This window comes from Streptomyces sp. FIT100, assembly GCF_024584805.1.
Lineage (GTDB): Bacteria > Actinomycetota > Actinomycetes > Streptomycetales > Streptomycetaceae > Streptomyces.
Genome location: NZ_CP075715.1, coordinates 1,437,032 through 1,458,424, shown reverse-complemented (window position 1 = coordinate 1,458,424; position 21,393 = coordinate 1,437,032). Strand labels below are relative to the sequence as shown.

18 protein-coding genes are annotated in these 21,393 nt (G+C 72.3%); 13 read left to right on the top strand and 5 right to left on the bottom strand.

Going from position 1 to position 21,393, the window contains the following annotated elements; genetic code table 11:
- Positions 1-130 precede the first annotated feature (130 nt).
- The 5 genes from aroH to der all read left to right on the top strand — a co-directional run bounded on the left by aroH (position 131) and on the right by der (position 4,601).
- Complete coding sequence (aroH, locus tag KK483_RS06275) at positions 131-493, top strand: chorismate mutase (RefSeq protein ID WP_262004217.1); 363 nt, start codon at positions 131-133, stop codon at positions 491-493.
- Positions 490-1,575 (top strand): prephenate dehydrogenase, encoded by a 1,086-nt coding sequence (locus tag KK483_RS06270; RefSeq protein ID WP_262004216.1) that lies wholly within the window; start codon positions 490-492, stop codon positions 1,573-1,575. Before aroH ends, KK483_RS06270 begins: the two co-directional genes overlap by 4 nt.
- A 177-nt stretch (positions 1,576-1,752) precedes the next feature.
- Complete coding sequence (cmk, locus tag KK483_RS06265) at positions 1,753-2,433, top strand: (d)CMP kinase (protein ID WP_262004215.1); 681 nt, start codon at positions 1,753-1,755, stop codon at positions 2,431-2,433.
- 53 nt (positions 2,434-2,486) lie between these two features.
- Positions 2,487-3,074: a 1-acyl-sn-glycerol-3-phosphate acyltransferase gene (locus KK483_RS06260; RefSeq protein ID WP_262009364.1), complete on the top strand. Its 588-nt coding sequence runs from the start codon at positions 2,487-2,489 to the stop codon at positions 3,072-3,074.
- A 78-nt stretch (positions 3,075-3,152) separates the two neighbouring features.
- The gene (der, locus tag KK483_RS06255; RefSeq protein ID WP_262004214.1) at positions 3,153-4,601 is read left to right on the top strand and encodes a ribosome biogenesis GTPase Der; all 1,449 of its coding nucleotides are present in this window, start codon (positions 3,153-3,155) and stop codon (positions 4,599-4,601) included.
- A gap of 98 nt (positions 4,602-4,699) precedes the next feature.
- Here der and KK483_RS06250 read toward each other — a convergent pair whose 3' ends face one another.
- Both KK483_RS06250 and KK483_RS06245 read right to left on the bottom strand, forming a co-directional pair.
- On the bottom strand, positions 4,700-4,945 hold the full coding sequence (locus KK483_RS06250; protein ID WP_262009363.1) for a hypothetical protein: 246 nt from the start codon (positions 4,943-4,945) through the stop codon (positions 4,700-4,702).
- A gap of 115 nt (positions 4,946-5,060) precedes the next feature.
- Positions 5,061-5,960, bottom strand: a complete 900-nt coding sequence (locus tag KK483_RS06245) for a hypothetical protein (protein ID WP_262004213.1) — start codon at positions 5,958-5,960, stop codon at positions 5,061-5,063.
- A gap of 458 nt (positions 5,961-6,418) precedes the next feature.
- On the opposite strand from KK483_RS06245, the gene KK483_RS06240 reads away from it, so the two are divergent.
- From KK483_RS06240 to KK483_RS06230, 3 genes are all read left to right on the top strand, one after another.
- A complete protein-coding gene (locus tag KK483_RS06240) occupies positions 6,419-7,705 on the top strand; it encodes a glycosyltransferase family 4 protein (RefSeq protein WP_262004212.1) in 1,287 nt (428 codons plus the stop codon).
- A complete protein-coding gene (locus tag KK483_RS06235; RefSeq protein WP_262004211.1) occupies positions 7,702-8,682 on the top strand; it encodes a hypothetical protein in 981 nt (326 codons plus the stop codon). Before KK483_RS06240 ends, KK483_RS06235 begins: the two co-directional genes overlap by 4 nt.
- A gap of 226 nt (positions 8,683-8,908) precedes the next feature.
- Positions 8,909-9,892, top strand: coding sequence for a YafY family protein (locus tag KK483_RS06230; protein ID WP_262004210.1), 984 nt, complete (start codon positions 8,909-8,911; stop codon positions 9,890-9,892).
- On the opposite strand, the gene ctaD is transcribed toward KK483_RS06230, so the two are convergent.
- Positions 9,828-11,537 carry a cytochrome c oxidase subunit I gene (ctaD, locus tag KK483_RS06225; protein WP_262004209.1) on the bottom strand — a complete coding sequence of 570 codons (1,710 nt, stop codon included), beginning with the start codon at positions 11,535-11,537 and terminating at the stop codon, positions 9,828-9,830. The genes KK483_RS06230 and ctaD overlap by 65 nt on opposite strands.
- Before the next feature lie 464 nt (positions 11,538-12,001).
- Here ctaD and KK483_RS06220 point away from each other — a divergent pair, with 464 nt between their 5' ends.
- Entirely contained in the window at positions 12,002-12,217 is a 216-nt protein-coding gene (locus KK483_RS06220; protein ID WP_262004208.1) for an I78 family peptidase inhibitor, read from the top strand.
- A gap of 102 nt (positions 12,218-12,319) precedes the next feature.
- Here the strand turns inward: KK483_RS06220 and KK483_RS06215 are convergent, their stop codons facing one another.
- Positions 12,320-13,357: a phosphatase PAP2 family protein gene (locus KK483_RS06215; protein ID WP_262004207.1), complete on the bottom strand. Its 1,038-nt coding sequence runs from the start codon at positions 13,355-13,357 to the stop codon at positions 12,320-12,322.
- A 433-nt stretch (positions 13,358-13,790) separates the two neighbouring features.
- Between KK483_RS06215 and KK483_RS06210 the strand changes: the two genes are divergently transcribed.
- Together KK483_RS06210 and KK483_RS06205 are read left to right on the top strand one after the other, a co-directional pair.
- Positions 13,791-15,533: an MFS transporter gene (locus tag KK483_RS06210; RefSeq protein WP_262004206.1), complete on the top strand. Its 1,743-nt coding sequence runs from the start codon at positions 13,791-13,793 to the stop codon at positions 15,531-15,533.
- A gap of 77 nt (positions 15,534-15,610) precedes the next feature.
- Positions 15,611-16,801 (top strand): acyl-CoA dehydrogenase family protein, encoded by a 1,191-nt coding sequence (locus KK483_RS06205; RefSeq protein ID WP_262004205.1) that lies wholly within the window; start codon positions 15,611-15,613, stop codon positions 16,799-16,801.
- Between the two features lie 158 nt (positions 16,802-16,959).
- Here the strand turns inward: KK483_RS06205 and KK483_RS06200 are convergent, their stop codons facing one another.
- On the bottom strand, positions 16,960-17,394 hold the full coding sequence (locus KK483_RS06200) for a cell division protein SepF (RefSeq protein ID WP_262004204.1): 435 nt from the start codon (positions 17,392-17,394) through the stop codon (positions 16,960-16,962).
- A 297-nt stretch (positions 17,395-17,691) separates the two neighbouring features.
- On the opposite strand from KK483_RS06200, the gene KK483_RS06195 reads away from it, so the two are divergent.
- Positions 17,692-18,951 carry a DUF5685 family protein gene (locus KK483_RS06195; RefSeq protein ID WP_262004203.1) on the top strand — a complete coding sequence of 420 codons (1,260 nt, stop codon included), beginning with the start codon at positions 17,692-17,694 and terminating at the stop codon, positions 18,949-18,951.
- Between the two features lie 431 nt (positions 18,952-19,382).
- Positions 19,383-21,173, top strand: a complete 1,791-nt coding sequence (locus KK483_RS06190) for an FAD/NAD(P)-binding domain-containing protein (protein WP_262004202.1) — start codon at positions 19,383-19,385, stop codon at positions 21,171-21,173.
- Positions 21,174-21,393: the final 220 nt, after the last annotated feature.

Genomic DNA, 21,393 nt, shown 5'->3' with positions numbered 1-21,393 from the left:
GACCGCCCGCCCCCGAACCGCGGCGGCCGTCCCCCGTTGTCTCGGAGGACGGTCGCCGCGGCGGTGCGTCCGGGCGGCTGACTAGGCTGACCGGAGCATGCACGCAGTTGCGGAACGTAGGGAGTACGTCGTGGCGGTACGAGCCGTCCGGGGAGCCGTCCAGCTGGAACGGGACGAGGCCGGGCACATGGACGAGCAGGTCGGCGGACTGCTCACCGCCATCCTGGAGCGGAACGGACTCACCGCGGACGATCTGATCAGCGTCTGGTTCACGGCCACGCCCGATCTGCACAGCGACTTCCCGGCCGCGGCGGCGCGGGGGCTCGGCATCGTCGACGTACCGCTGATCTGCGCGCAGGAGCTGGACATCGCGGGCGCGATGCCGCGGGTCGTGCGCATCCTCGCGCACATCGAGTCCGACCTGCCGAAGGCCGAGATCGCCCATGTCTACCTGGGGGCCGCGGCCTCCCTGCGCAAGGACATCGCCCAGTGAGAACCGCCGTCGTCATCGGGACCGGACTGATCGGCACGTCGGCGGCGCTGGCGCTGGCCGGGCGGGGCGTCACGGTCCACCTCCGGGACCACGACCCGGCGCAGGCCAGGACGGCTGCCGCGCTCGGCGCCGGTACGGACGAGGTGCCCGAGGGCCCGGTCGACCTGGCGATCATCGCCGTGCCGCCGGCGCTCGTGCCCGCCGCGCTCGCGGAGGCGATGCGCGCCGGGACCGCGCGCGGCTACCTCGACGTGGCGAGCGTGAAGGGAGGGCCGCGGCGCGAGCTGGAGGCGCTCGGCGTGGACATGACCGCGTACATCGGTACGCACCCCATGTCCGGCAAGGAGCGCTCGGGCCCGCTGGCCGCGACCGCGGACCTCTTCGAGGGCCGGCCGTGGGTGCTCACGCCGACCCGGGACACCGACACCGAGGTGCTGAACCTGGCGCTGGAGCTCGTCGCGCTGTGCCGCGCCGTGCCCGTCGTCATGGACGCCGACGCGCACGACCGGGCCGTCGCGCTCGTCTCGCACACCCCGCAGCTGATCTCGTCGATGGTCGCGGCGCGGCTGGCGGACGCGGACGAGACGGCGGTACGGCTGTGCGGGCAGGGCATCCGGGACGTCACGCGCATCGCGGCCTCCGACCCGCGGATGTGGGTCGACATCCTCTCCGCGAACCCCGGTCCCGTCGCCGACGTGCTGGCGGGCGTCGCGGCGGACCTGGACGAGACCGTGCGCGCCCTGCGGGCGCTCCAGTCGTCCGACGACGACAAGCGCCGCGAGGGCGTGAGCGGCGTCGAGGACGTCCTGCGCCGCGGCAACGCGGGCCGCGAGCGCGTCCCCGGCAAGCACGGCGCGGCCCCGGCGGTGTACGAAACCGTCGCGGTCCTCATCAGCGACCGTCCCGGCGAGCTGGCCCGCATCTTCGCGGACGCGGGCCGCGCGGGCGTCAACATCGAGGACGTCCGCATCGAGCACGCCACCGGCCAGCAGGCGGGCCTGGTCCAGCTCATGGTCGAGCCCTCCGCGGCGCCCGGCCTGAGCGCGTCCCTGCGCGAGCGCGGCTGGGCGCTGCGGCAGTAGCGGCGAAGGGCCCGCGCCGGGGGGCCCGCCGACGCGACTGCGGCGGACCCGGCGCTGCCCCCGCGTCGGGCCCGGCGAACGCGTGCACGGGCAGGGTGCGGCACTCGGTAACCTTGTGCAGGGCACCTTGGCATTCCGGCCTGCCCGTAGACACGTATCAGGAAGGTCTCCGACACCGTGGAATCCGTGATCGTCGCCATTGACGGCCCCTCCGGCACGGGCAAGTCGAGCACCTCAAAGGCGGTCGCCGCAGAGCTGGGTCTGAGCTATCTGGACACCGGCGCGCAGTACCGGGCGATCACCTGGTGGATGATCAGCAACGGCATCGACACCACGGATGCCGCGGCGATCGCGAGCGCCTCCGGGAAGCCCTCCATCGAGTCAGGAACGGACCCCGCCGCGCCGACGATCACCGTCGACGGGGCGGACGCGTCCGGCCCGATCCGTACGCAGGAGGTCACCGCCAAGGTCAGCGCCGTCAGCGCGGTGCCCGAGGTGCGCGCCCGGATCACCGAGCTCCAGCGTTCCATCGCCACGGCCGCCGAGAAGGGCATCGTCGTCGAGGGCCGGGACATCGGCACCACCGTCCTGCCCGACGCCGACCTGAAGATCTTCCTCACCGCCTCCCCGGAGGCCCGCGCCGCCCGCCGCAGCGGCGAGCTGAAGGGCACGGAGGCGGCCGACCTCGCCACCACCCGCGAGGCGCTGGTCAAGCGGGACGCCGCCGACTCCAGCCGGAAGACCTCCCCGCTCGCCAAGGCGGACGACGCCGTCGAGGTCGACACCACCGACCTCACGCTGGCCCAGGTCATCGAGTGCGTCGTCACGCTCGTTGAGGAGAAGCGGGCAGCGAAGTGACCGCACCGTCCGCGAAGGGCGCCGCCGTCGGCCGGCGGCTGGGGATCGGCATCATGCGCGCGCTGTGGAAGCCGCGCGTGCTGGGCGCCTGGCGGGTCCCCGCCGGCGGCCCGGTCATCCTCGCCGTCAACCACGCGCACAACATCGACGGACCGATGCTGATGGGGACCTCCCCCAGGCCGGTGCACTTCCTGATCAAGAAGGAGGCGTTCACCGGGCCGCTGGACCCGTTCCTGACCGGGATCGGGCAGCTCAAGGTGGACCGGGCGAACCCCGACCGCACCGCCGTCACCAACGCCCTCCAGGTGCTCCGCGACGGCGGCGTCCTCGGTATCTTCCCCGAGGGCACCCGCGGCGAGGGCGACTTCGCCTCGATCCGCGCCGGCCTCGCCTACTTCGCCGTCCGCTCGGGCGCCCCGATCGTCCCGGTCGCGGTGCTGGGGAGCAGCGACAGGGGCGGACGGCTGGTGCGGGCGCTGCCTCCGCTGCGCAGCCGTGTCGACGTCGTCTTCGGCGATCCCTTCACGGCGGGCGACGGCAGCGGCCGGCGCACGCGCAAGGCGCTCGACGAGGCGACCGAACGCATCCAGGGGCGGCTCACCGCCCACCTGGGAAACGCCAGGCGCCTCACCGGGCGCTGAGCGAGACTTCAGTAGTGAGCCCCGGGCCCGCGGGTCCGACCCGGCTCACCGACCACCAATGAACGAGGAACGGACTTCATGAACGACCAGCACGACCACGGGGCACTCGGCGACACCGAGTACGCGGAGTTCATGGAGCTCGCCGCGGGGGAGGGCTTCGACCTCGAAGAGGTCGAGGGCGCGATCGAGGAGGCCGGTCACGGTCCCCTGCCCGTCCTCGCCGTCGTCGGCCGCCCGAACGTCGGCAAGTCGACCCTGGTGAACCGCTTCATCGGCCGCCGCGAGGCCGTCGTCGAGGACAAGCCCGGCGTCACCCGCGACCGCGTCACGTACGAGGCCGAGTGGGCCGGCCGCCGCTTCAAGGTCGTCGACACCGGCGGCTGGGAGCAGGACGTCCTCGGCATCGACGCCTCCGTCGCCGCCCAGGCCGAGTTCGCCATCGAGGCCGCCGACGCGGTCGTCTTCGTCGTGGACGCCACCGTGGGCGCCACCGACACCGACGAGGCCGTCGTCAAGCTGCTCCGCCGCGCCGGAAAGCCCGTCGTCCTCGCCGCCAACAAGGTCGACGGCCCCTCCGCCGAGGCCGACGCCGCCATGCTCTGGTCGCTCGGGCTCGGCGAGCCGTTCCCGGTCTCCGCGCTGCACGGCCGCGGCACCGGCGACCTGCTCGACGAGGTCCTCAAGGCGCTGCCCGACGCCCCCGCCCAGACCTTCGGCTCCGCCGTCGGCGGCCCGCGCCGCATCGCCCTGATCGGCCGTCCGAACGTCGGCAAGTCGTCCCTGCTGAACAAGGTGGCGGGCGAGGAGCGGGTCGTCGTCAACGAGATGGCCGGCACCACCCGCGACCCCGTCGACGAGCTCATCCAACTCGGCGGCACCACCTGGAAGTTCGTGGACACCGCGGGTATCCGCAAGAAGGTCCACCTCCAGGAGGGCGCGGACTACTACGCCTCGCTGCGCACCGCGGCCGCCGTCGAGAAGGCCGAGGTCGCCGTCGTACTGATCGACACCAGCGAGTCCATCTCGGTCCAGGACCAGCGGATCATCACGATGGCCGTCGAGGCGGGCCGCGCGCTCGTCATCGCGTACAACAAGTGGGACACCCTCGACGAGGAGCGCCGCTACTACCTGGAGCGCGAGATCGAGACCGAGATGCAGCAGGTCTCCTGGGCGCCCCGGGTCAACGTCTCGGCGACGACCGGTCGGCACATGGAGAAGCTCGTCCCGGCGATCGAGACGGCGCTGGCGGGCTGGGAGACCCGGGTGCCGACCGGCCGGCTCAACGCCTTCCTCGGCGAGCTGGTCGCCGCCCACCCGCACCCGATCCGCGGCGGCAAGCAGCCGCGCATCCTGTTCGGTACGCAGGCGGGCACCAAGCCCCCGCGCTTCGTGCTCTTCGCGTCCGGCTTCCTGGAGCACGGCTACCGGCGGTTCGTCGAGCGCCGGCTGCGCGAGGAGTTCGGCTTCGAGGGGACGCCGATCCACATCTCGGTGCGGGTGCGCGAGAAGCGCGGCAGGAAGAAGTAGTCCGCCGGTCCGCGGCACAGCGGGCGGCGTGCGTACATGACGAAGTGGCCGGGGCGGCGAACGCCCCGGCCACTTCGTCATGTCGCTGCCTCGTCCTTTCAGAGGCCCCTGCGGGGTGCGGGCGGAAGTGCCACGGGGAAGAGATGCCTGCTGGGGCCGGAGCGCCCGCCGGCGCTCAGCAGGAGGGCTCCGAAGCCCTTGAAGCCCAGATCCTCCTCGCCGCTCCGGTCCCCGGGCAGCGCCCGGAACGCCCTGCGGTACTCGGAGCAGAGGGCGTCGTAGATGGGCGTGGCCGAGGGGATCCGGCTCGGGTACGGCTGGCGGCTGGGGTCGTATGTGTGCACGTATGAGCCAACGACCTTCATGCCCGTGGGATGCGGGCCTGTCCGGGGAAAACGCAGTTCGGCGGGGGTACGAGGGCGGCGCACGGCCCGCTGGCGGACCGGGCCCGCGGGCGGGTCAGGTGCCCGCCAGCGGCATCGCCGCGGCCACCAGCCGTCCGTTCGCCGCCGCCTTGTCCAGCGCGTCGCGCAGCAGGTCCTCGCGCGGCTGCTGGCCGATGGAGCCGACCGGGGCGGCGAAGACCAGCACGGTGTGGGACCTGTTGGCGGCCGTGCGCCAGCCGTCGGTGACCTGGAGCGGCTGGTGGGCCTGCCACCAGGCGACCGGGCTGCCGCCGCCCGTGCCCGGCTGGAGCACGGCGTGCAGCTGGCCCATGGCGAGCAGTACGGACCAGCCGGGCAGCGACCGGGGCACCTCGTTGATCGCGGAGACCGGCAGGAAGCCCTGCTCGATCAGGAGCGGCAGGAAGTCGTCGCCGCCGCCGAACGAGCCGGGGCGGGCGATCGGTGCCGTGGGCTCGACGACGAGGGCGGGATGGAGCTCGTCCTCGATCAGGACGAGGCCGCTGGTGACGCCGAGCACCGCCTGGCTGCGGGGAGCGGTCGCCGTGTGCTCGGCGGCAGGAGCCGGGGCGGGGGCCGGCTGGCCCGCGTAGGCATGCGCCGTATCCGGCACCGAGCCGTGCGCCGAGCCGTGCATCGGGGCCTGCGCCTGGGGGTGGGCGGGGGGCGGGACCTGGCTCTCACCGGTGATCGACCGGACCGCGCCCCTGAGCTGCTCCTCGGCGACCTGGACCACCTGGGACGGGATGCAGCTGGCGTGGGCGAACGCGAGGACGGCGGTCTCCTCGCCGACGAACAGCACGGTGCTCGTGCGCTCCTGCTCGGAGTCGCCCGGCGTGCGGCAGGAGGTGCAGTCGTAGCTGCCCGGTGCGTTCTCGCCGGCGAGCAGCCGGTCGGCTTCTTCGTCGCCGATCTCGGCGCGTACGTCCTCGCTGACGTCGAGCATGCGCGGCACGGGTGGCTCCTCGGGACTCGGTGCTATGGGGGCGTGTGCCGGGGGCTCCCGGCTCATACCGAGCACAACGGGCAATCCGCGGCAGGGGTCACGCGGGAGGCGCAATGCAGGCGACAGATCGCCAAGTCGACAGATCGATGTGCCAGGCGGTGTTCACCACCCGTCCCGCCCCGTCGACGCCGCGTCAACCGGACACCGCGGCGCATCGCCCGCGAGGTGCTCCTGCCGGACGCCCCGGAAAAGCCCGCCCGTTCGCCCGGATCCGTCCCGTCCGGGCCCAAAGCCCTTCAGGTAACGCCCTGTTGGCAGTGCATGGCGGGGCCGGTGCCGGCCCGGGTCTCCGTGACCGACAGAGCACGCAGAACCGCCGCACCGTTCCCGAACTCGCATACCGCAGCTAGCGGGCAAGTACAGTCCAAACCTGACGACCATGAAAAAACCGGGGGATGCGGAAGCGCATGCGTATTTCTTTCCTGCTTCACAATGCATACGGAATCGGTGGGACGATCCGTACGTCGTTCAACCTCGCCCAGGCCCTGGCCGAGCGGCACGACGTCGAGATCGTGTCCGTCTTCCGGCACCGTGAGGAGCCCATGATGGGTGCCCCCGCGGGCGTCGACCTGCGCCATCTCGTCGACCTGCGCAAGGGCAGCCGCACCAACGACACCGCGGACCCCGACTACCGGCGGCCCGCGAAGGTGTTCCCGCGCGGCGACGGCCGCTGGAAGCAGTACAGCCGCCTCACCGACGCCCGGATCGCCGCGCACCTGAGATCCCTTGAGGCCGATGTCGTCGTCGGCACCCGGCCGGGGCTGAACGTCCACATCGCCCGCCAGGCGCCCCGCGGCCCGGTCCGCGTCGGCCAGGAGCACCTCACCCTGGACAGCCACGGCTACCGGCTGCGCCGTGAGATCGGCTACCGGTACACGCTGCTGGACGCGGTCACGACCGTCACCGAGGCGGACGCCGAGTCCTACCGGGCGCGCTTCAGGCTGCCCGGCGTCCGGATCGAGTCCGTGCCGAACAGCGTGCCCGCGCCGACCGTCCCGTCCGCCGACCCCGGCAGCAAGTGGGTGATCGCCGCCGGCCGGCTCACCAAGGTCAAGCGGTACGACCTGCTGATCAAGGCGTTCTCGAAGGTCGTCGCCGCCCGCCCCGACTGGCGGCTGCGGATCTACGGCACCGGTGACGCGACCGGCAACGAGCGCGGTGCGCTGCTCACCCTGATCGAACAGGGCGGGCTGCACAACCACGTCTACCTCATGGGCGCCGCGCACCCGCTGGAGCCGGAGTGGGTCAAGGGCTCGCTGGCCGCCGTCACTTCGAACCTCGAGTCGTTCGGGATGACGATCGTCGAGGCGATGCGCTGCGGGCTGCCGGTGGTCTCCACGGACTGCCCGCACGGGCCCGGCGAGATCATCGAGGACGGGGTCGACGGACGGCTGGTGCCGGTCGGCGACGAGGACGCGGTCGCCGACGCGCTCCTCGCCCTCATCAACGACGACGAGCTGCGGCGGCGCACCGGCGAGGCCGCCCGCCGGGCCGCCGAGCGCTTCGACCCCGTGCGGATCGCCGAACGCCACGAGGCGCTGTTCACCGAGCTGGTGGCCGCCCATGGGGCCGGTCGCCGCTCCCGCAGCCTCTGGCGGGACGCGGTCCACCGCTCGCGCAGCGCGGCGCTGGACGGGGCGTACGCGCTGCGCTACAAGGCTGCCGATGTGTTCCTGAAGGGCAGAACTCCATGATCGTGCCGACCGAGCGGCGGACGCCGCGTGCCGACTGCATCGCCGACGCCGCGGGCGGCGTCACCTTCGACATAGCCGGGGTGGCGGCGCCGGACGCGGTGCTCGTGCTGCGCAGGCGCGAGGGCGCCGGAGGCGGAGCCGGTGATGCCGGTGGCGGTCCCGGTGCCACCGGTGATGCCGGTGGCGGTGGCGGTGGCGGTGGCGGTGGCGGTGGTGCGGGCGACGCGGAGGACGCCGGTGCCAGCGGTGATGCCGGTGCCGGTCCCGGCGCCAGCGGTGATGCCGGTGGCGGTGGCGGTGGCGGTGGCGCGGGCGACGCGGAGGACGCCGGCACCGTACGGCTGCCGCTCACCCCGGCCGGAGGGGACCACTCGCGGGCCGCGCTGCCCAGCACGGTCGTGCTGGCCGAGGGGCACTGGGACGCCTACACCGACGACGGCGTCGCCGTCGAGCCCGGCATCCGCGATCTGCGGGCGCTCATCGACCGGGTCCCCTCGGTCGGACGGGTCGCCGTACGCGTGCCCTACCCGACGGCGGACGGACACCTCGCCGTGCGCTGCTGGCTGCGCGAGCCGCACGCGGAGGCGGGCGACCTCGGCTTCGAGCAGGGCTCCTGCACGGTCGAGGGCGTGCTGTACGGGGCGCGGCCCGGCGAGGGCGCGGTGGCGGAGGCCCGGTTCGGGAACACGGTCCACCGGATGCCGCTGACGGCGGACGGCGCCGGTTTCGCCTTCACCGTCGCCTATGCGGAGCTCGCCGAGGCGTCCGGCGATGCCCCGGCCGGGCAGCCGCGGCTGTGGACCCTGTGGGTGCGTCCCGCCGAGGCGGCGGACCCGGTGCGGGTCTCGCGCATCCTCGACGACGTCTGGGATCGGAGCAGCGTCTTCGTCTACCCGGTCCACGAGACGGAGGAGTACCGGGCGACCCCCTGCTACACCGCAGCCAACGACCTCTGCGTGCGTCTGACACCGGCCTGAGCCCCTCGGCCGCCGCCTCTCGGACGTTTGCCGCCCCTGGCCGCCCCTGGCCGTCGCCACGTGGAGGTTGTCCGTCGGACGCCGTCCCCCGGCCGCGCCGCCTGGACGTGGTTCCTCGGACGCCGCCCCTTGGCCGTCGCCCGGCGAACGAGTCCCGGACGCCGCCCCGCCGGACGGCCGTGCTTGCGGACGAGGCCTGTCCGCAAGTCCTGGCAGACTCGCCACCATGCTGGACACCTCCGCACGACTGCTGCGCCTGCTCTCGCTGCTGCAGGCCCACCGCGAATGGTCCGGTGCCGAGCTTGCCGAGCGGCTCGGCGTCACCCCGCGCACCGTACGGCGTGACGTGGACCGGCTGCGCGAGCTCGGGTACCCGGTGCACGCCAGCCCGGGCACGGGCGGCGGTTATCAGCTCGGGGCGGGGGCCGAGCTGCCGCCGCTGCTGCTCGACGACGAGGAGGCCGTCGCCGTCGCGGCCGGCCTGCGCACCGCCGCGGGCAACGGCATCGAGGGCATCGGCGAGTCCTCCGTACGCGCCCTGGCGAAGCTGGAGCAGGTGCTGCCGAACCGGCTGCGCCGCCGGGTGGGCGCGCTGAACGCCTTCACCGTCCCGATGCTGCGCGACGCACCGCGGAGCCTGGTCGATCCGGCGGTGCTGACCGAGCTGGCGAACGCCTGCCGGGACAGCGAACGGCTGCGCTTCGCCTACGAGGACCACAACGGCTCGGCGACGCGGCGCACCGTGGAACCGCACCGCCTCGTCTGCACCGAGCGCCGCTGGTACCTCGTCGCCTGGGACCTGGACCGTGCCGACTGGCGTACGTTCCGGGGCGACCGGATCACGCCGAAGCCGCCGCACGGCCCGCGCTTCGCCCCGCGGACCCCGCCCGCCGAGGATCTCGCCGCCTATGTGTCCAGGGGCGTGTCGAGGGCCGTGTACGCCGCCGAAGCGGTGATCAGGCTGCACGTGCCCGCCGAGCGGGCGGCCGAGGCCGTGTCACCGACGGCGGGCGTCCTGGAGCCCGAGGGCCCCGACAGCTGTCTGCTGCGGACGGGCGCGCGGAACCTCGACGTGATGGCCATTCACGTGATGCTGCTCGGCGTCGACTTCGAGGTGGTCGAGCCGGCGGAGCTGGCCGGGCACATCAGGACGCTCCGGGACCGGCTGTCCCGGGCGCTCGGGGAACGCCCCGCCGCCCCGGCGCAGTGAGCTCGCCCGCCGCGAATCCGGGGTGGTGCAGATCGAAGGCGGGGGACTCCGAGCGGATCCGTGGAATGGCGGTGAAGTTGTGCCGGGGCGGCGGGCAGGAGGTCGCCCACTCCAGCGATCTGCCGAACCCCCACGGGTCGTCGACCGCCACCTTCTTCCCGTACTTCGCGGTCTTCCAGATGTTGTGGAGGAACGGCAGCGTGGAGATGCCGAGCAGGAACGCGCCGATGGTGGAGACCGTGTTGAGCGCCGTGAAGCCGTCGGCCGCCAGGTAGTCCGCGTACCGCCGGGGCATGCCCTCCGCCCCCAGCCAGTGCTGCACCAGGAAGGTGGTCTGGAAACCGATGAAGAGCGACCAGAAGTGGATCTTCCCGAGCCGCTCGTCGAGCATCTTGCCGGTGAACTTGGGCCACCAGAAGTAGAAGCCCGCGAACATCGCGAAGACGACCGTTCCGAAGACCGTGTAGTGGAAGTGGGCGACGATGAAGTACGAGTCGGTCACAGGGAAGTCCATCGGCGGCGAGGCGATGATCACTCCGGTCAACCCGCCGAGCAGGAACGACACCAGGAAGCCGACCGCCCACAGCATCGGCGTCTCGAACGACAGCGACCCGCGGAGCATCGTCCCGCTCCAGTTGAAGAACTTCACCCCGGTGGGCACGGCGATCAGGAACGACAGCAGCGAGAAGAAGGGCAGCAGGACCGCGCCCGTGGCGAACATGTGGTGCGCCCACACGACCACCGAGAGCCCGGTGATGGCCATCGTGGCGCCCACGAGCGTGACGTAACCGAAGATCGGCTTCCGCGAGAAGACCGGGATGATCTCCGTGATGATGCCGAAGAACGGCAGCGCGATGATGTAGACCTCCGGATGGCCGAAGAACCAGAAGAGGTGCTGCCACAGCAGCGCACCGCCGTTCTCGGCCTGGAAGACCACCGAGCCGAATCTGCGGTCGGACTCCAGCACCAGCAGCGCCGCCGCCAGCACCGGGAACGCCACGAGCACCAGGATCGTGGTGAAGAGGACGTTCCAGGTGAAGATCGGCATCCGGAACATCGTCATCCCCGGGGCCCGCATCCCGATGATCGTCGCCAGGAAGTTGACGGACGTGAGGATCGTGCCGAAGCCCGAGAAGGCGAGCCCCATGATCCATAGGTCGACGCCGACGCCGGGTGACCGTTCCAGGCTGTTGAGCGGGGCGTATGCGGTCCAGCCGAAGGCGGCGGGGCCCGTCGGCACCAGGAGCGAGCCCAGCACCATCAGCCCGCCGAAGAGGAACAGCCAGTACGAGAACATGTTGAGCCGCGGGAAGGCGACGTCCGGCGCGCCGATCTGGAGCGGCACGATCTCGTTGGCGAAGCCGGCGAAGGTCGGCGTCGCGAAGAGCAGCAGCATGATCGTGCCGTGCAGCGTGAACGCCTGGTTGAACTCCTGGTTCGACATCAGCTGGAGCCCGGGGCGGGCCAGCTCGGCCCGCATCAGCATCGCCAGCAGCCCGGCCGCCAGGAAGAAGCCGAACGAGGTGATCAGGTAGAGGTGCCCGATCTTCTTGTGATCGGTGGTCGTGAGCCAGTCCACGACGATCCTGCCCCGCTTCCGCGGGGGCGTCCCGGTGGCGGTCGCCCCTGCGGTGTCCGTCCCCATCGCTGCCCCCTCGCGGTCCACGCTGCGGGCCCGGTGACCGGTTCGGCAACCGGTTCGGCAACCGGTTCGGTCTCGGGCCGGAGCCATGATGCTAGGCACCCGGCGCCGTGCGACAGGGCGCGGACACGGATCCGGACACGGTGCGATACGCGTACGGGTGATGCCTGATTCATCCTCAAGTAGGGATTGCATAAGGGCCCAGGGTGCAATGTTGAATTCCAGGTTCCGCGCGGGCCGACCAAAAGGCTTCGGGCAGGGAAATTCCCGGGGCAAGGTGGGTGCGGTGCGGTGGGGTTCGGGGAGTTCCGTGAATTTCCTGTGCGCGCCGTACCGCTTTTCCGTACGAATGAGCGTATCGGCATCAAACGTGTGTCGTGATCCTGTGACACAAGTGTGACCGCCGAGGTGCACCGGGGACTTCCGGGACTTCCATCACCGTCCGCAGCCGCTTACGGTGAGGACTCATGGCACCGATACCGACCCCTTCCGCCCAGCCCGACGACGCCCCCGACGCGTACCTCGGCCTCGACGCCGGTGACGCGGAGCGCCTGGCCCGCAGCCGGGGCTGGACCACCGTCAGAGCGCTGCCGCCCGGCGCGATCATCACCATGGAGTATCTGGAAGGCCGGCTGAACTTCGAGGTCGACCACGGCTCGGTCGTCCGCTGCTGGAAAGGCTGACGGCCGCGTCTCTCGGAGACCTGGACAAGGCGAAGGCCCCGGCCCCGCGGTGGTGAACCGCGGGGCCGGGGCCTTCGCCGTAGCCGTACGAAGTGGAAGCCGTCAGCTTCCCGACGCCGGCCGCGAACGCGGCGGGCGGCGGCTTCCCGGAGGGGCGACGGGGGAGGGGGTGGAGTGCGCGCCGTGGGTAGCGTGCGCGCCGTGCGACCCGTGCCCCGAGCGCGTCACCGCGTGCGGGCGCGCCTGTGTGAGCTGCGCGGTCGCCGTGGCCGTGGCCCCGCCCGCGCCCGCGCCGGCACTCGCGCCCAGCGGTCTGCGCACCGGCTCGTCCTCCTCCGAGCGCACCCGCTGCGGGTATACGGCAGGCCGCGGCCCGCCCGAGGCGACCGGCAGCGACGGCACCGGAAGACTGCGTGCCCGCAGCTGGTCGCGCAGCGACAGGATGAACGCCTCGGTGCGTCCGATCAGCGGCTCGCACCACGGCAGCGCCAGCAGGACCAGCAGTCCCGCCGCCCAGCCGAGCAGCACATCGCTCAGCCAGTGCGTTCCGATGTAGACGGTGGTCAGCCCCACCCCGAGGGCGACCACGGCCGAGAGCGCCGACAGATAGCGCCTGGCCCGCGGGGTGGTGGCCAGATAGGCCAGAATTCCCCAGGTCACGACGGCGTTGGCGGTGTGGCCGGAAGGAAATATATCGCCGCCGGCGAAGAGCTCGGGCGAGCCGATCTGCGTCGCGTAGTGCGGCCCGAGCCGCCCGAGGCCGAGCTTGACGGAGCCCACCGTCGCGTTCAGCAGCAGCAGCGCGGCGCCGAGCGCGAGCAGCGGCCGCAGCGTGTGCTGCCGCCAAGAGCGCCAGCCAAGCCACGCCGCCACCATCACGGCCGTGGGGCCGCGCTGGCCGAGCACCACGTAGTAGTCGAGGAACGCGTGCAGGTCCGGCCACTGCTGATACGGCCGGAAGAGCATGACCTTCCAGTCGAGGAGCACCAGCCAGGACGAGATGAGCACGGCGACGACGATGGCCGCGTAGAACGCCAAAGTCCCGCCGAAGAGGGCGAGACGGGTGCGGCTCATCCGCGGGATCTCTATCTTCGGCGGCTCCGGCTCCCGGTCCAGACGGGCAAAGATGTCGGTACGCACCCAATCGACGTTACAGCGAGTGAGTGTCGGCCCAGGCCGATCCAGGCTCTTCGTGATGACGATGTGATGTGGGGTGGGTCTCAGCCGCACATTCTTTCGTGGGTGTCTTCCGTAAATGGAAGTGACCTTGTGCCCTATTGCGGAACGACCCTTCCGCGTAAGTGTGTTTGTACGCGAGGAAAGCAGTTCACGCGATTGGCGCCCGGAATTCGAGGGCCGTTCGGCGCGCGCAGGGCACGATCCCGGTGTCCGGCCGGGCGTGGCACACGCCACACCTGCGGGCACGTCGAGGTGAGAGGTGCGCCACGCGCCGGCTGTCGGGACTCGCGTACGCTGACTGATCACTCGCCCGTCGATGCCGGGCCGCTCCCCGCCGGGCCCGCCCCCGGCCGGCCCACCGAGCGCGAGGTTCGCGGTACTGGGAGGTACGTGTATGACCGGGACGGCCATGGCCGCAGCACGCCTGCGTGCCGTCGGCGGCGGTGCCAACCGCTGGGTCGTCCTCCTCGTCCTCTGCGTCAGCCTGCTGCTGGTCGCGCTCGACGCGACCGTGCTCCACGTCGCCGTCCCCGCCGTCACCGAGGACCTGCGCCCCAGCGGCGTCGAGCTCCTCTGGATCGTCGACGCGTACCCCCTGGTCTGCGCGGCGCTGCTGATCCTCTTCGGCACGCTCGGCGACCGCGTCGGCCGCCGCCGCGTGCTGCTGCTCGGCTACGCCCTCTTCGGCGTGGCCTCCGCGGTCGCGGCGTTCGCCTCCGAACCCGAGGTGCTCATCGCGGCCCGCGCCCTGCTCGGCGTCGGCGGCGCGATGATCATGCCCGCGACGCTCTCGATCCTCCGCGCGGTCTTCCCCGACCGGCGCGAGCGGGCCACCGCCATCGGCATCTGGACCGCGGTCGCCGCTGTCGGAGCCGCCACCGGACCGGTGCTCGGCGGCTTCCTGGTCCAGCACTTCTGGTGGGGCTCGGTCTTCCTCGTCAACATCCCGCTGATGGTCCTGATCCTGCCCATAGGCCGCTGGCTGCTGCCCGAGTCCCGGGGCAGCGGCGACGGGCCCTGGGACGTCGTCGGCGCGCTGATGGCCGCGGCCGGTGTCCTCACCGTGGTCCTCGGTGTGAAGCGGCTCGGCGTCGGCCACGGGCTGCTGGAGCCGCGCACCATCGGACCGCTGTTCGCCGGAGCCCTGCTCCTCACCCTCTTCGTACGCCGTCAGCGACGCCGTGAGCATCCCCTCATCGACATGCGGATGTTCTCCAGGGCGACCTTCTCCACCTCGGTCGGCTGCATCGTGCTCGCCATGCTGGCCCTGGTCGGCCTGGAGCTGATCGCCGTCCAGTACCTCCAGCTCGTGCTCGGGCTGAGCCCGCTGGAGACCGGTCTGCGGCTGCTGCCGCTCACCTTCGCCGCGATGGCCGCGGGCGCGACCGGTTCGTACACCCTGCGCCGCGTCGGCCCGCGCCGGATGGTCGGCTGGGGCTTCGTCGCGACCGCCGCCGCCGTCCTGCTGCTCACGTCCATGGGCCACCACGACCGGCCGCTGCTGCTCACCGCCGGCTTCGTGCTGCTCGGCTTCGGTCTCCAGACCACGCTCTTCGCCGCGTACGAGTCGATGCTCAGCGAGGCCCCCGCCGCTCAGGCGGGCGGGGCGGCCGCGATCGGCGAGACCTCGTACCAGCTGGGCGCCGGCATGGGCATCGCGCTCCTCGGCAGCGTCATGAACGCCGCGTACGCCCCCGGGCTGAACGGTGCGTCCGGCGTCCCCGGCGCCGCCCGCGCCGCCGCGACCCATTCGCTGGGCGAGGCGTACCAGGTGGCGGACGCGCTGGGCGGACCGGCAGGGGACGCGCTGCGGATCGCCGCGCGTACCTCGTTCGTGCACGGCCTGCACGTCACGCTCTTCGTCAGCGCGGGGCTGCTGCTGGCCGGGGCGCTGGCGGCGCTGCGGCTGCCGAAGGCGATGGAGTGCCAGGTGCCGTCCGCCGACGCGTGCCCGGACGTGTCCGCGGAGCTGCCGGCCGACCGGACGTCCGCGGTACCGCGACTGCCCGGGCAGAGCGCGCACGAGCCGCACGGACCGCACGGACCGCACCAGGAGACCGCGTCCGCGCCCGAGCCGCGGAGGCACGTACGGCCCGCGGCGGCGGGCGCAGCCGGCCCTGGACGCACGGCACACTGAGCCGTAACGTCAGCGCCGAGTATTAACTAACGCTGTTAGGTTTTCACAGAGCCGTGCGAGCCGCCGGAGGCACCCTCATGTCCGCACCCTCGAAGCTGCCGCCCTTCGACCCCGCCGACCCCCTCGGCATCGACGCCCTCCTGGACCCCGAGGACCTCGCGATCCGCGACACGGTCCGCTCCTGGGCCGCCGACCGCGTCCTGCCGCACATCGCCGACTGGTACGAGCGCGGCGAACTCCCCGGCATCCGCGAACTCGCCCGCGAACTCGGCTCGATCGGTGCGCTCGGCATGTCCCTGACCGGCTACGGCTGCGCCGGCGCCACCGCCGTCCAGTACGGGCTCGCCTGTCTGGAGCTGGAGGCCGCCGACTCCGGCATCCGCTCCCTCGTCTCCGTCCAGGGCTCGCTCGCCATGTACGCGATCTGGAAGTTCGGCTCCGAGGCGCAGAAGCAGCGCTGGCTGCCGTCCATGGCCGAGGGCTCGACCATCGGCTGCTTCGGCCTCACCGAGCCGGACCACGGCTCGGACCCGGCCGGGATGCGTACGTACGCCAAGCGAGACGGCACCGACTGGGTGCTGACCGGCCGCAAGATGTGGATCACCAACGGCTCGGTCGCCGGGGTCGCCGTCGTCTGGGCGCAGACCGACGACGGCATCCGCGGCTTCGTCGTGCCGGCGGACGCGCCCGGCTTCTCGGCGCCCGAGATCAAGCACAAGTGGTCCCTGCGGGCTTCGGTCACGAGCGAGCTCGTCCTCGACGAGGTGCGTCTGCCCGCCGACGCCGTGCTCCCCGGGGGGACCGGACTCCGCGGACCGCTCAGCTGTCTGAGCCACGCGCGGTACGGAATCGTCTGGGGCGCGATGGGCGCGGCACGCGCCAGCTTCGAGTCGGCGCTCGACTACGCGCGGACGCGCGAGCAGTTCGGAAAGCCCATCGGTGGTTTCCAGCTCACCCAGGCCAAGCTCGCCGACATGGCGCTCGAACTGCACAAGGGGATCCTGCTCGCCCACCACCTCGGGCGGCGGATGGACGCCGGGACGCTCCGTCCGGAGCAGGTCAGCTTCGGGAAGCTCAACAACGTACGGGAAGCGATCGAGATCTGCCGCACCTCGCGCACGATCCTCGGTGCGAACGGGATTTCGCTGGAGTACCCCGTGATGCGGCATGTGACCAACCTCGAGTCGGTGCTCACCTACGAGGGCACCGTCGAGATGCACCAGCTCGTGCTGGGCAAGGCGCTCACCGGTCTGGATGCCTTCAGGTAGGCCGGACCTCCTGGTCCCCGGACTCCTGGCCCCGGCTCTGGTCCCCGGACTCTTGGCCCCGGCCCCAGTCTCCGGACTCCTGGCCCCGGTCCTGGTCCCCGGACTCCTGGCCCCGGCTCTGGTCCCCGACCTCCCGGCCCGGCCGGCGAGCGCCCTGCTCAGCTCTGGTTGTAGAAGCCGCCTGCGGTCCGGCCCGAGGACTCCCCGCTGACGATCTCCGTGTCGGCGGGGGTCAGCAGGAAGACCCGCGTCGCCACGCGCTCGATCGAGCCGCGCAGACCGAAGGTCAGTCCGGCCGCGAAGTCCACCACGCGCTTGGCGTCCGCCGGCTCCATGGCCGTGAGGTTGACGATGACCGGAACGCCCTCGCGGAAGAGCTCCCCGATGCCCCGGGCGTCACGGAACCCGTCCGGCGAGATCGTGGCGATCCGGCGACCCTGCTCCTGGGCGGACTCGGAGGCCACTCGGACCCGTGGGTCGGTCACCCACTGCTCGGCCGACCCCGCACCCTCGGTGTACTCGTCGTCGTAGTACCGCTCGTCGCTGTCCTCGACGAGTCCCAGCCATGCACTCGCCTTGCGCACCGATGCCATGGACGCCTCCTTTCACCGCGGTCACTTGTGGTTCCGCATCCCTATGGTCGTCCATGATGCGGATCGCACGCCAAGTAGATAGCCGCCGCGCAGAGGATTCGTGACGGTACTGGTGCAGAAGATGTGGCGATTCGTCAAGGTTCTTCCTGCGTAGCGCACCTGAGGGGTACTCAGAAGGTGCATATCAACTCAAAATATGAAGGTCGGGCCGGACGGGTGACGGTGGTGGCGTACGGGTGAACGCACCGGCCGGTACGATGCCGCCCGCGCGGGAGAGCGAAACTCGGGGGGAATGCCGTGTTCGGAATCGTCAGGCCCTGCACGCATCGGCTCACGGACGGCCTCAAGGCGGAGTGGATGGCCCATCTCTGCGGACTGTGTCTGGCGCTGCGCTCGGACCACGGGCAGTTCGCCAGGGTCGTGACCAACTACGACGGGCTCATCGTCTCGGTTCTGACGGAGGCTCAGACCGAGCGAACGTCCGACGGGCGGCGCACGGCGGGTCCCTGCCCCCTGCGCGCCATGCGCACCGCCCCCGTCGCGCGCGGCGAAGGCGCCCGGCTGGCCGCCGTCGTCTCGCTGGTGCTGGCGTCGGCGAAGGTGCGGGACCATGTGGCCGACCGGGACGGGCTGCTGGCGCGCAGGCCGGTGGCGGCAGCGGCCCGCAGGGTCGCGCTGAGCTGGGACCGGGCGGGTGCGCGGACCGGACGAGAACTGGGCTTCGACACGGCGGTGCTCGTCGACGCCGTCGACCGGCAGCCCGGCGTCGAGGCGCTGGCCGACCGGGGCACTCCGCTGCTGGCGGTGACCGAGCCGACGGAGACGGCGACCGCGGCCGCCTTCGCCCACACCGCCGTGCTGGCCGGGCGTCCCGGGAACGCGGCCCCGCTCACCGAGGCCGGCCGCCTCTTCGGGCGCCTCGCCCATCTGCTGGACGCCGTGGAGGACAGGGAAGCCGACACCGCGGCGGGCGCGTGGAACCCGCTGACCGCGACCGGCACCTCCCTGGAGGAGGCGCGGCGGCTCGCGGACGACGCGGTGCACGGCATCAGGCTCGCGCTGCGCGACGCGGAGTTCGTGGACGACGGACTGCTGCACGTGCTGCTCGTCCACGAGCTGCGGCAGTCGGTGAACCGTGCCTTCTCCACGACGACCTGCGGCCACCAGGGACACGGCGCACAGCCGCCGCAGGGCACCCCGTACGGAGGCCGGAACGGCGGCGCGCCCGGCCCGTACGGCTCCTCTGCCGGCGGCAATCCGTACGGGGGCGGCGGCGATCCGTACGGCGGCGGTGGTCCGTCCGGCGGTGGTCCCGGAGGTCCCGGTGGTCCTGGCGGGCTGCCCCCGCAGTTCGGCGACGGCAGCCCGCAGCGCCCCAAACCGCGCGGCTTCTGGGCGGGCTGTGCCGTCTTCACCGGCCTCTTCTGCACCTGCAAGATCTGCTGCGCGAGCGAGTACGAGGGCCCGTGGTCCCGCAAGAAGCGCGAGGGCTGCTGCCACAAGTGCGACTGCAACTGCGACTGTCCGGATTGCTGCTGCCCCTGCGACGGCTGTTGACCAGCTGAAGGGCTCGCCGCCCGGGCCCCCGGGCCGGGGGAGCGGTCTGAGGGGCTAGGGGAGGGGAGAGGGGCTTCGACCGTGTGTGTGAAGGCGGCGCGCACGGTGCGGAACAGGGCTGACCGCGCGCAGGGGGAAGGCGGAAGCAGGGGGCAGGAGGTCGGCTCAACAGGACGACGACCACACACGACCGAAGTCGATGTGGGAGCGCTTGACCAGCCACTGCTGCGAATGCATCGGCCAAGTGGAACAGGCATCCGGTTCCGCGTCAACTGGCGTGAGACGCACGGCTCACAGTTCGGACAAGCTTGACAACGGCCCGTCAGGAACCCCTAGCCTCAAAGGGCCGCCCGTGCTGAGGGGCTCGGACCGGCCCGTTCGTGTGAAGGCGTTTCCCGTGTTCGATCCCTGTATCCACGGAGCGCCTTCGTATGTCCCGCACCCCGAGACCGTCCGTCGTCATCGTCGGCGCAGGCCCCCGCGGCACCGGCTTTCTGGAGCGGCTGGCCGCCAACATCCCCGCCCTGTACCAGGATCCGGAAATCGACGTCCATCTCGTGGACCCGTTCCCGGCGGGCGGCGGGCGGATCTGGCGGCAGGAGCAGTCGCCGCTGCTCTGGATGAACTCCACGGCCGAGGACGTCACCATGTTCACCGACGACTCGGTGCGGCTGGCGGGTCCCGTGCGCGCAGGGCCGACCCTGGCCGAATGGGCAGGCATCGACGGCCGGAACTTCCCCAGCCGCCGCCAACAGGGCACCTATCTGCGCTGGGTGTACGAACAGGCCGTGGCGGCCCTGCCGCTGGGGGTCAGGGTCCATGAGCACCGGACGCGGGCCCTGCGGATCAGCGGCCCGCGCGAAGGCCGCCAGCGCGTCCGGCTCGAAGGACGGGAACAGCCCCTCCTCGCCGATCTCGTCGTCCTCACCCTCGGCCACCTCGATGCCGAACCGGACGCCGAGCAGCGTGGGTTGAGCCGATCCGCGGCGCGTCACGGACTCGTCCACCTGCCGCCCGACTTCACGGCCGACAGCGATCTGTCCGCGCTCCCCGCCGGGGAGCCCGTCATCGTCCGCGGCTTCGGGCTCGCCTTCATCGACCTGATGGTGCTGCTGACCGAGGGCCGCGGCGGGCGGTACGACGGCGACACCTATCGTCCGTCCGGCAGGGAGCCCGTCCTGTACGTCGGCTCGCGGCGGGGAGTCCCGTACCACTCCAAGATCGGTTACGTCTGGCAGGGCGAACGGCCCCCGCTGCCCCGCTTCTTCAGGCCCGCGCAGACCGACGAACTGCTGGTCCGGCCGGGACCGCTCGACTTCCGGCAGGACATTTGGCCACTCATCGACAAAGAACTCGGCCACGCCCACTACCACCGCCTCTTCACCGCCCACCGCGAGCGGACGGCCGCCGCATGGCCCGCCTTCGAGAAGGCGTACGCCGCCGCCGCACCCGGCAGCGCCGAACTCGCCGCGCTCGTGGCCGCGGCCGTGCCCGACCCCGCCGACCGGCTCGACCTCCACGCGCTCGACCGCCCCCTCGCCGGGGTGCGCCATCCGACGGCCGACGCCCTCCAGGACGGCCTGCGCGGCTACATCACCGCCGATCTCACCCGCCGCCACGACCCGGCACGGAGCCAGGACCTCGCGGTCTTCCTCGCGCTCCTCTCCGTCTACGGGCAGCTCGTCCGGCTCGGAGACCTCGGCGACGGCGGTCGCTGGCACGGCTTCTTCTCCTATCTGGCCTCCGGCCCGCCGGGGCCGCGGCTGCGCCAACTGCTCGCGCTCTCCCGCGCGGGCGTCGTGCGCTTCCTCGGCCCGGGCATCACCGTCGAGGCCGACGAGCGGCGCGGGCTCTTCCGGGCCGCCGGCGCCGCCGTACCGGGGGAGTGGACCGAGGCCCGCGCCCTCGTCGAGGCGCGGCTGCCCGATCCGACGCTGGTCCGCACCCGCAGCCCGCTGCTGAGGGCGCTGCACGCGGACGGTGCCGGCGCCACCCCGGGCGGCCTGCTCCGCGTCGACCCGGCGGACGGCCGGGTCCTGGAGCGCGACGGGCGGCCACATCCACGGCGCTTCGCGCTCGGCCCGCACACGACGGCACGGGCCGGTGGCGCCTTCACCCGCCCGGGCACGGGCGGGCCCGCCTTCGCGCAGAACGACGCCGTCGCACGTGCCGTACTCGGTTTCCTCCGCGAGCCCTCCTGCCGGGACCGCCTCAGTGCCTGACTGCCTCGGAGCCTGACCGCCCCAGTGCCTGACCGCTTCGGGGCTTGACCCCGACCGACCGGCTTCGGCGCCCGATCCCGACCTCGACCGACCGACCGACCGACCGACCGCCCGCCCGACCGACCGACCGGCTTCGGCGCCCGATCCCGACCTCGACCGACCGACCGACCGCCCGCCCGACCGACCGGCTTCGGCGCCCGACCCCGACCGTCCACCCGTC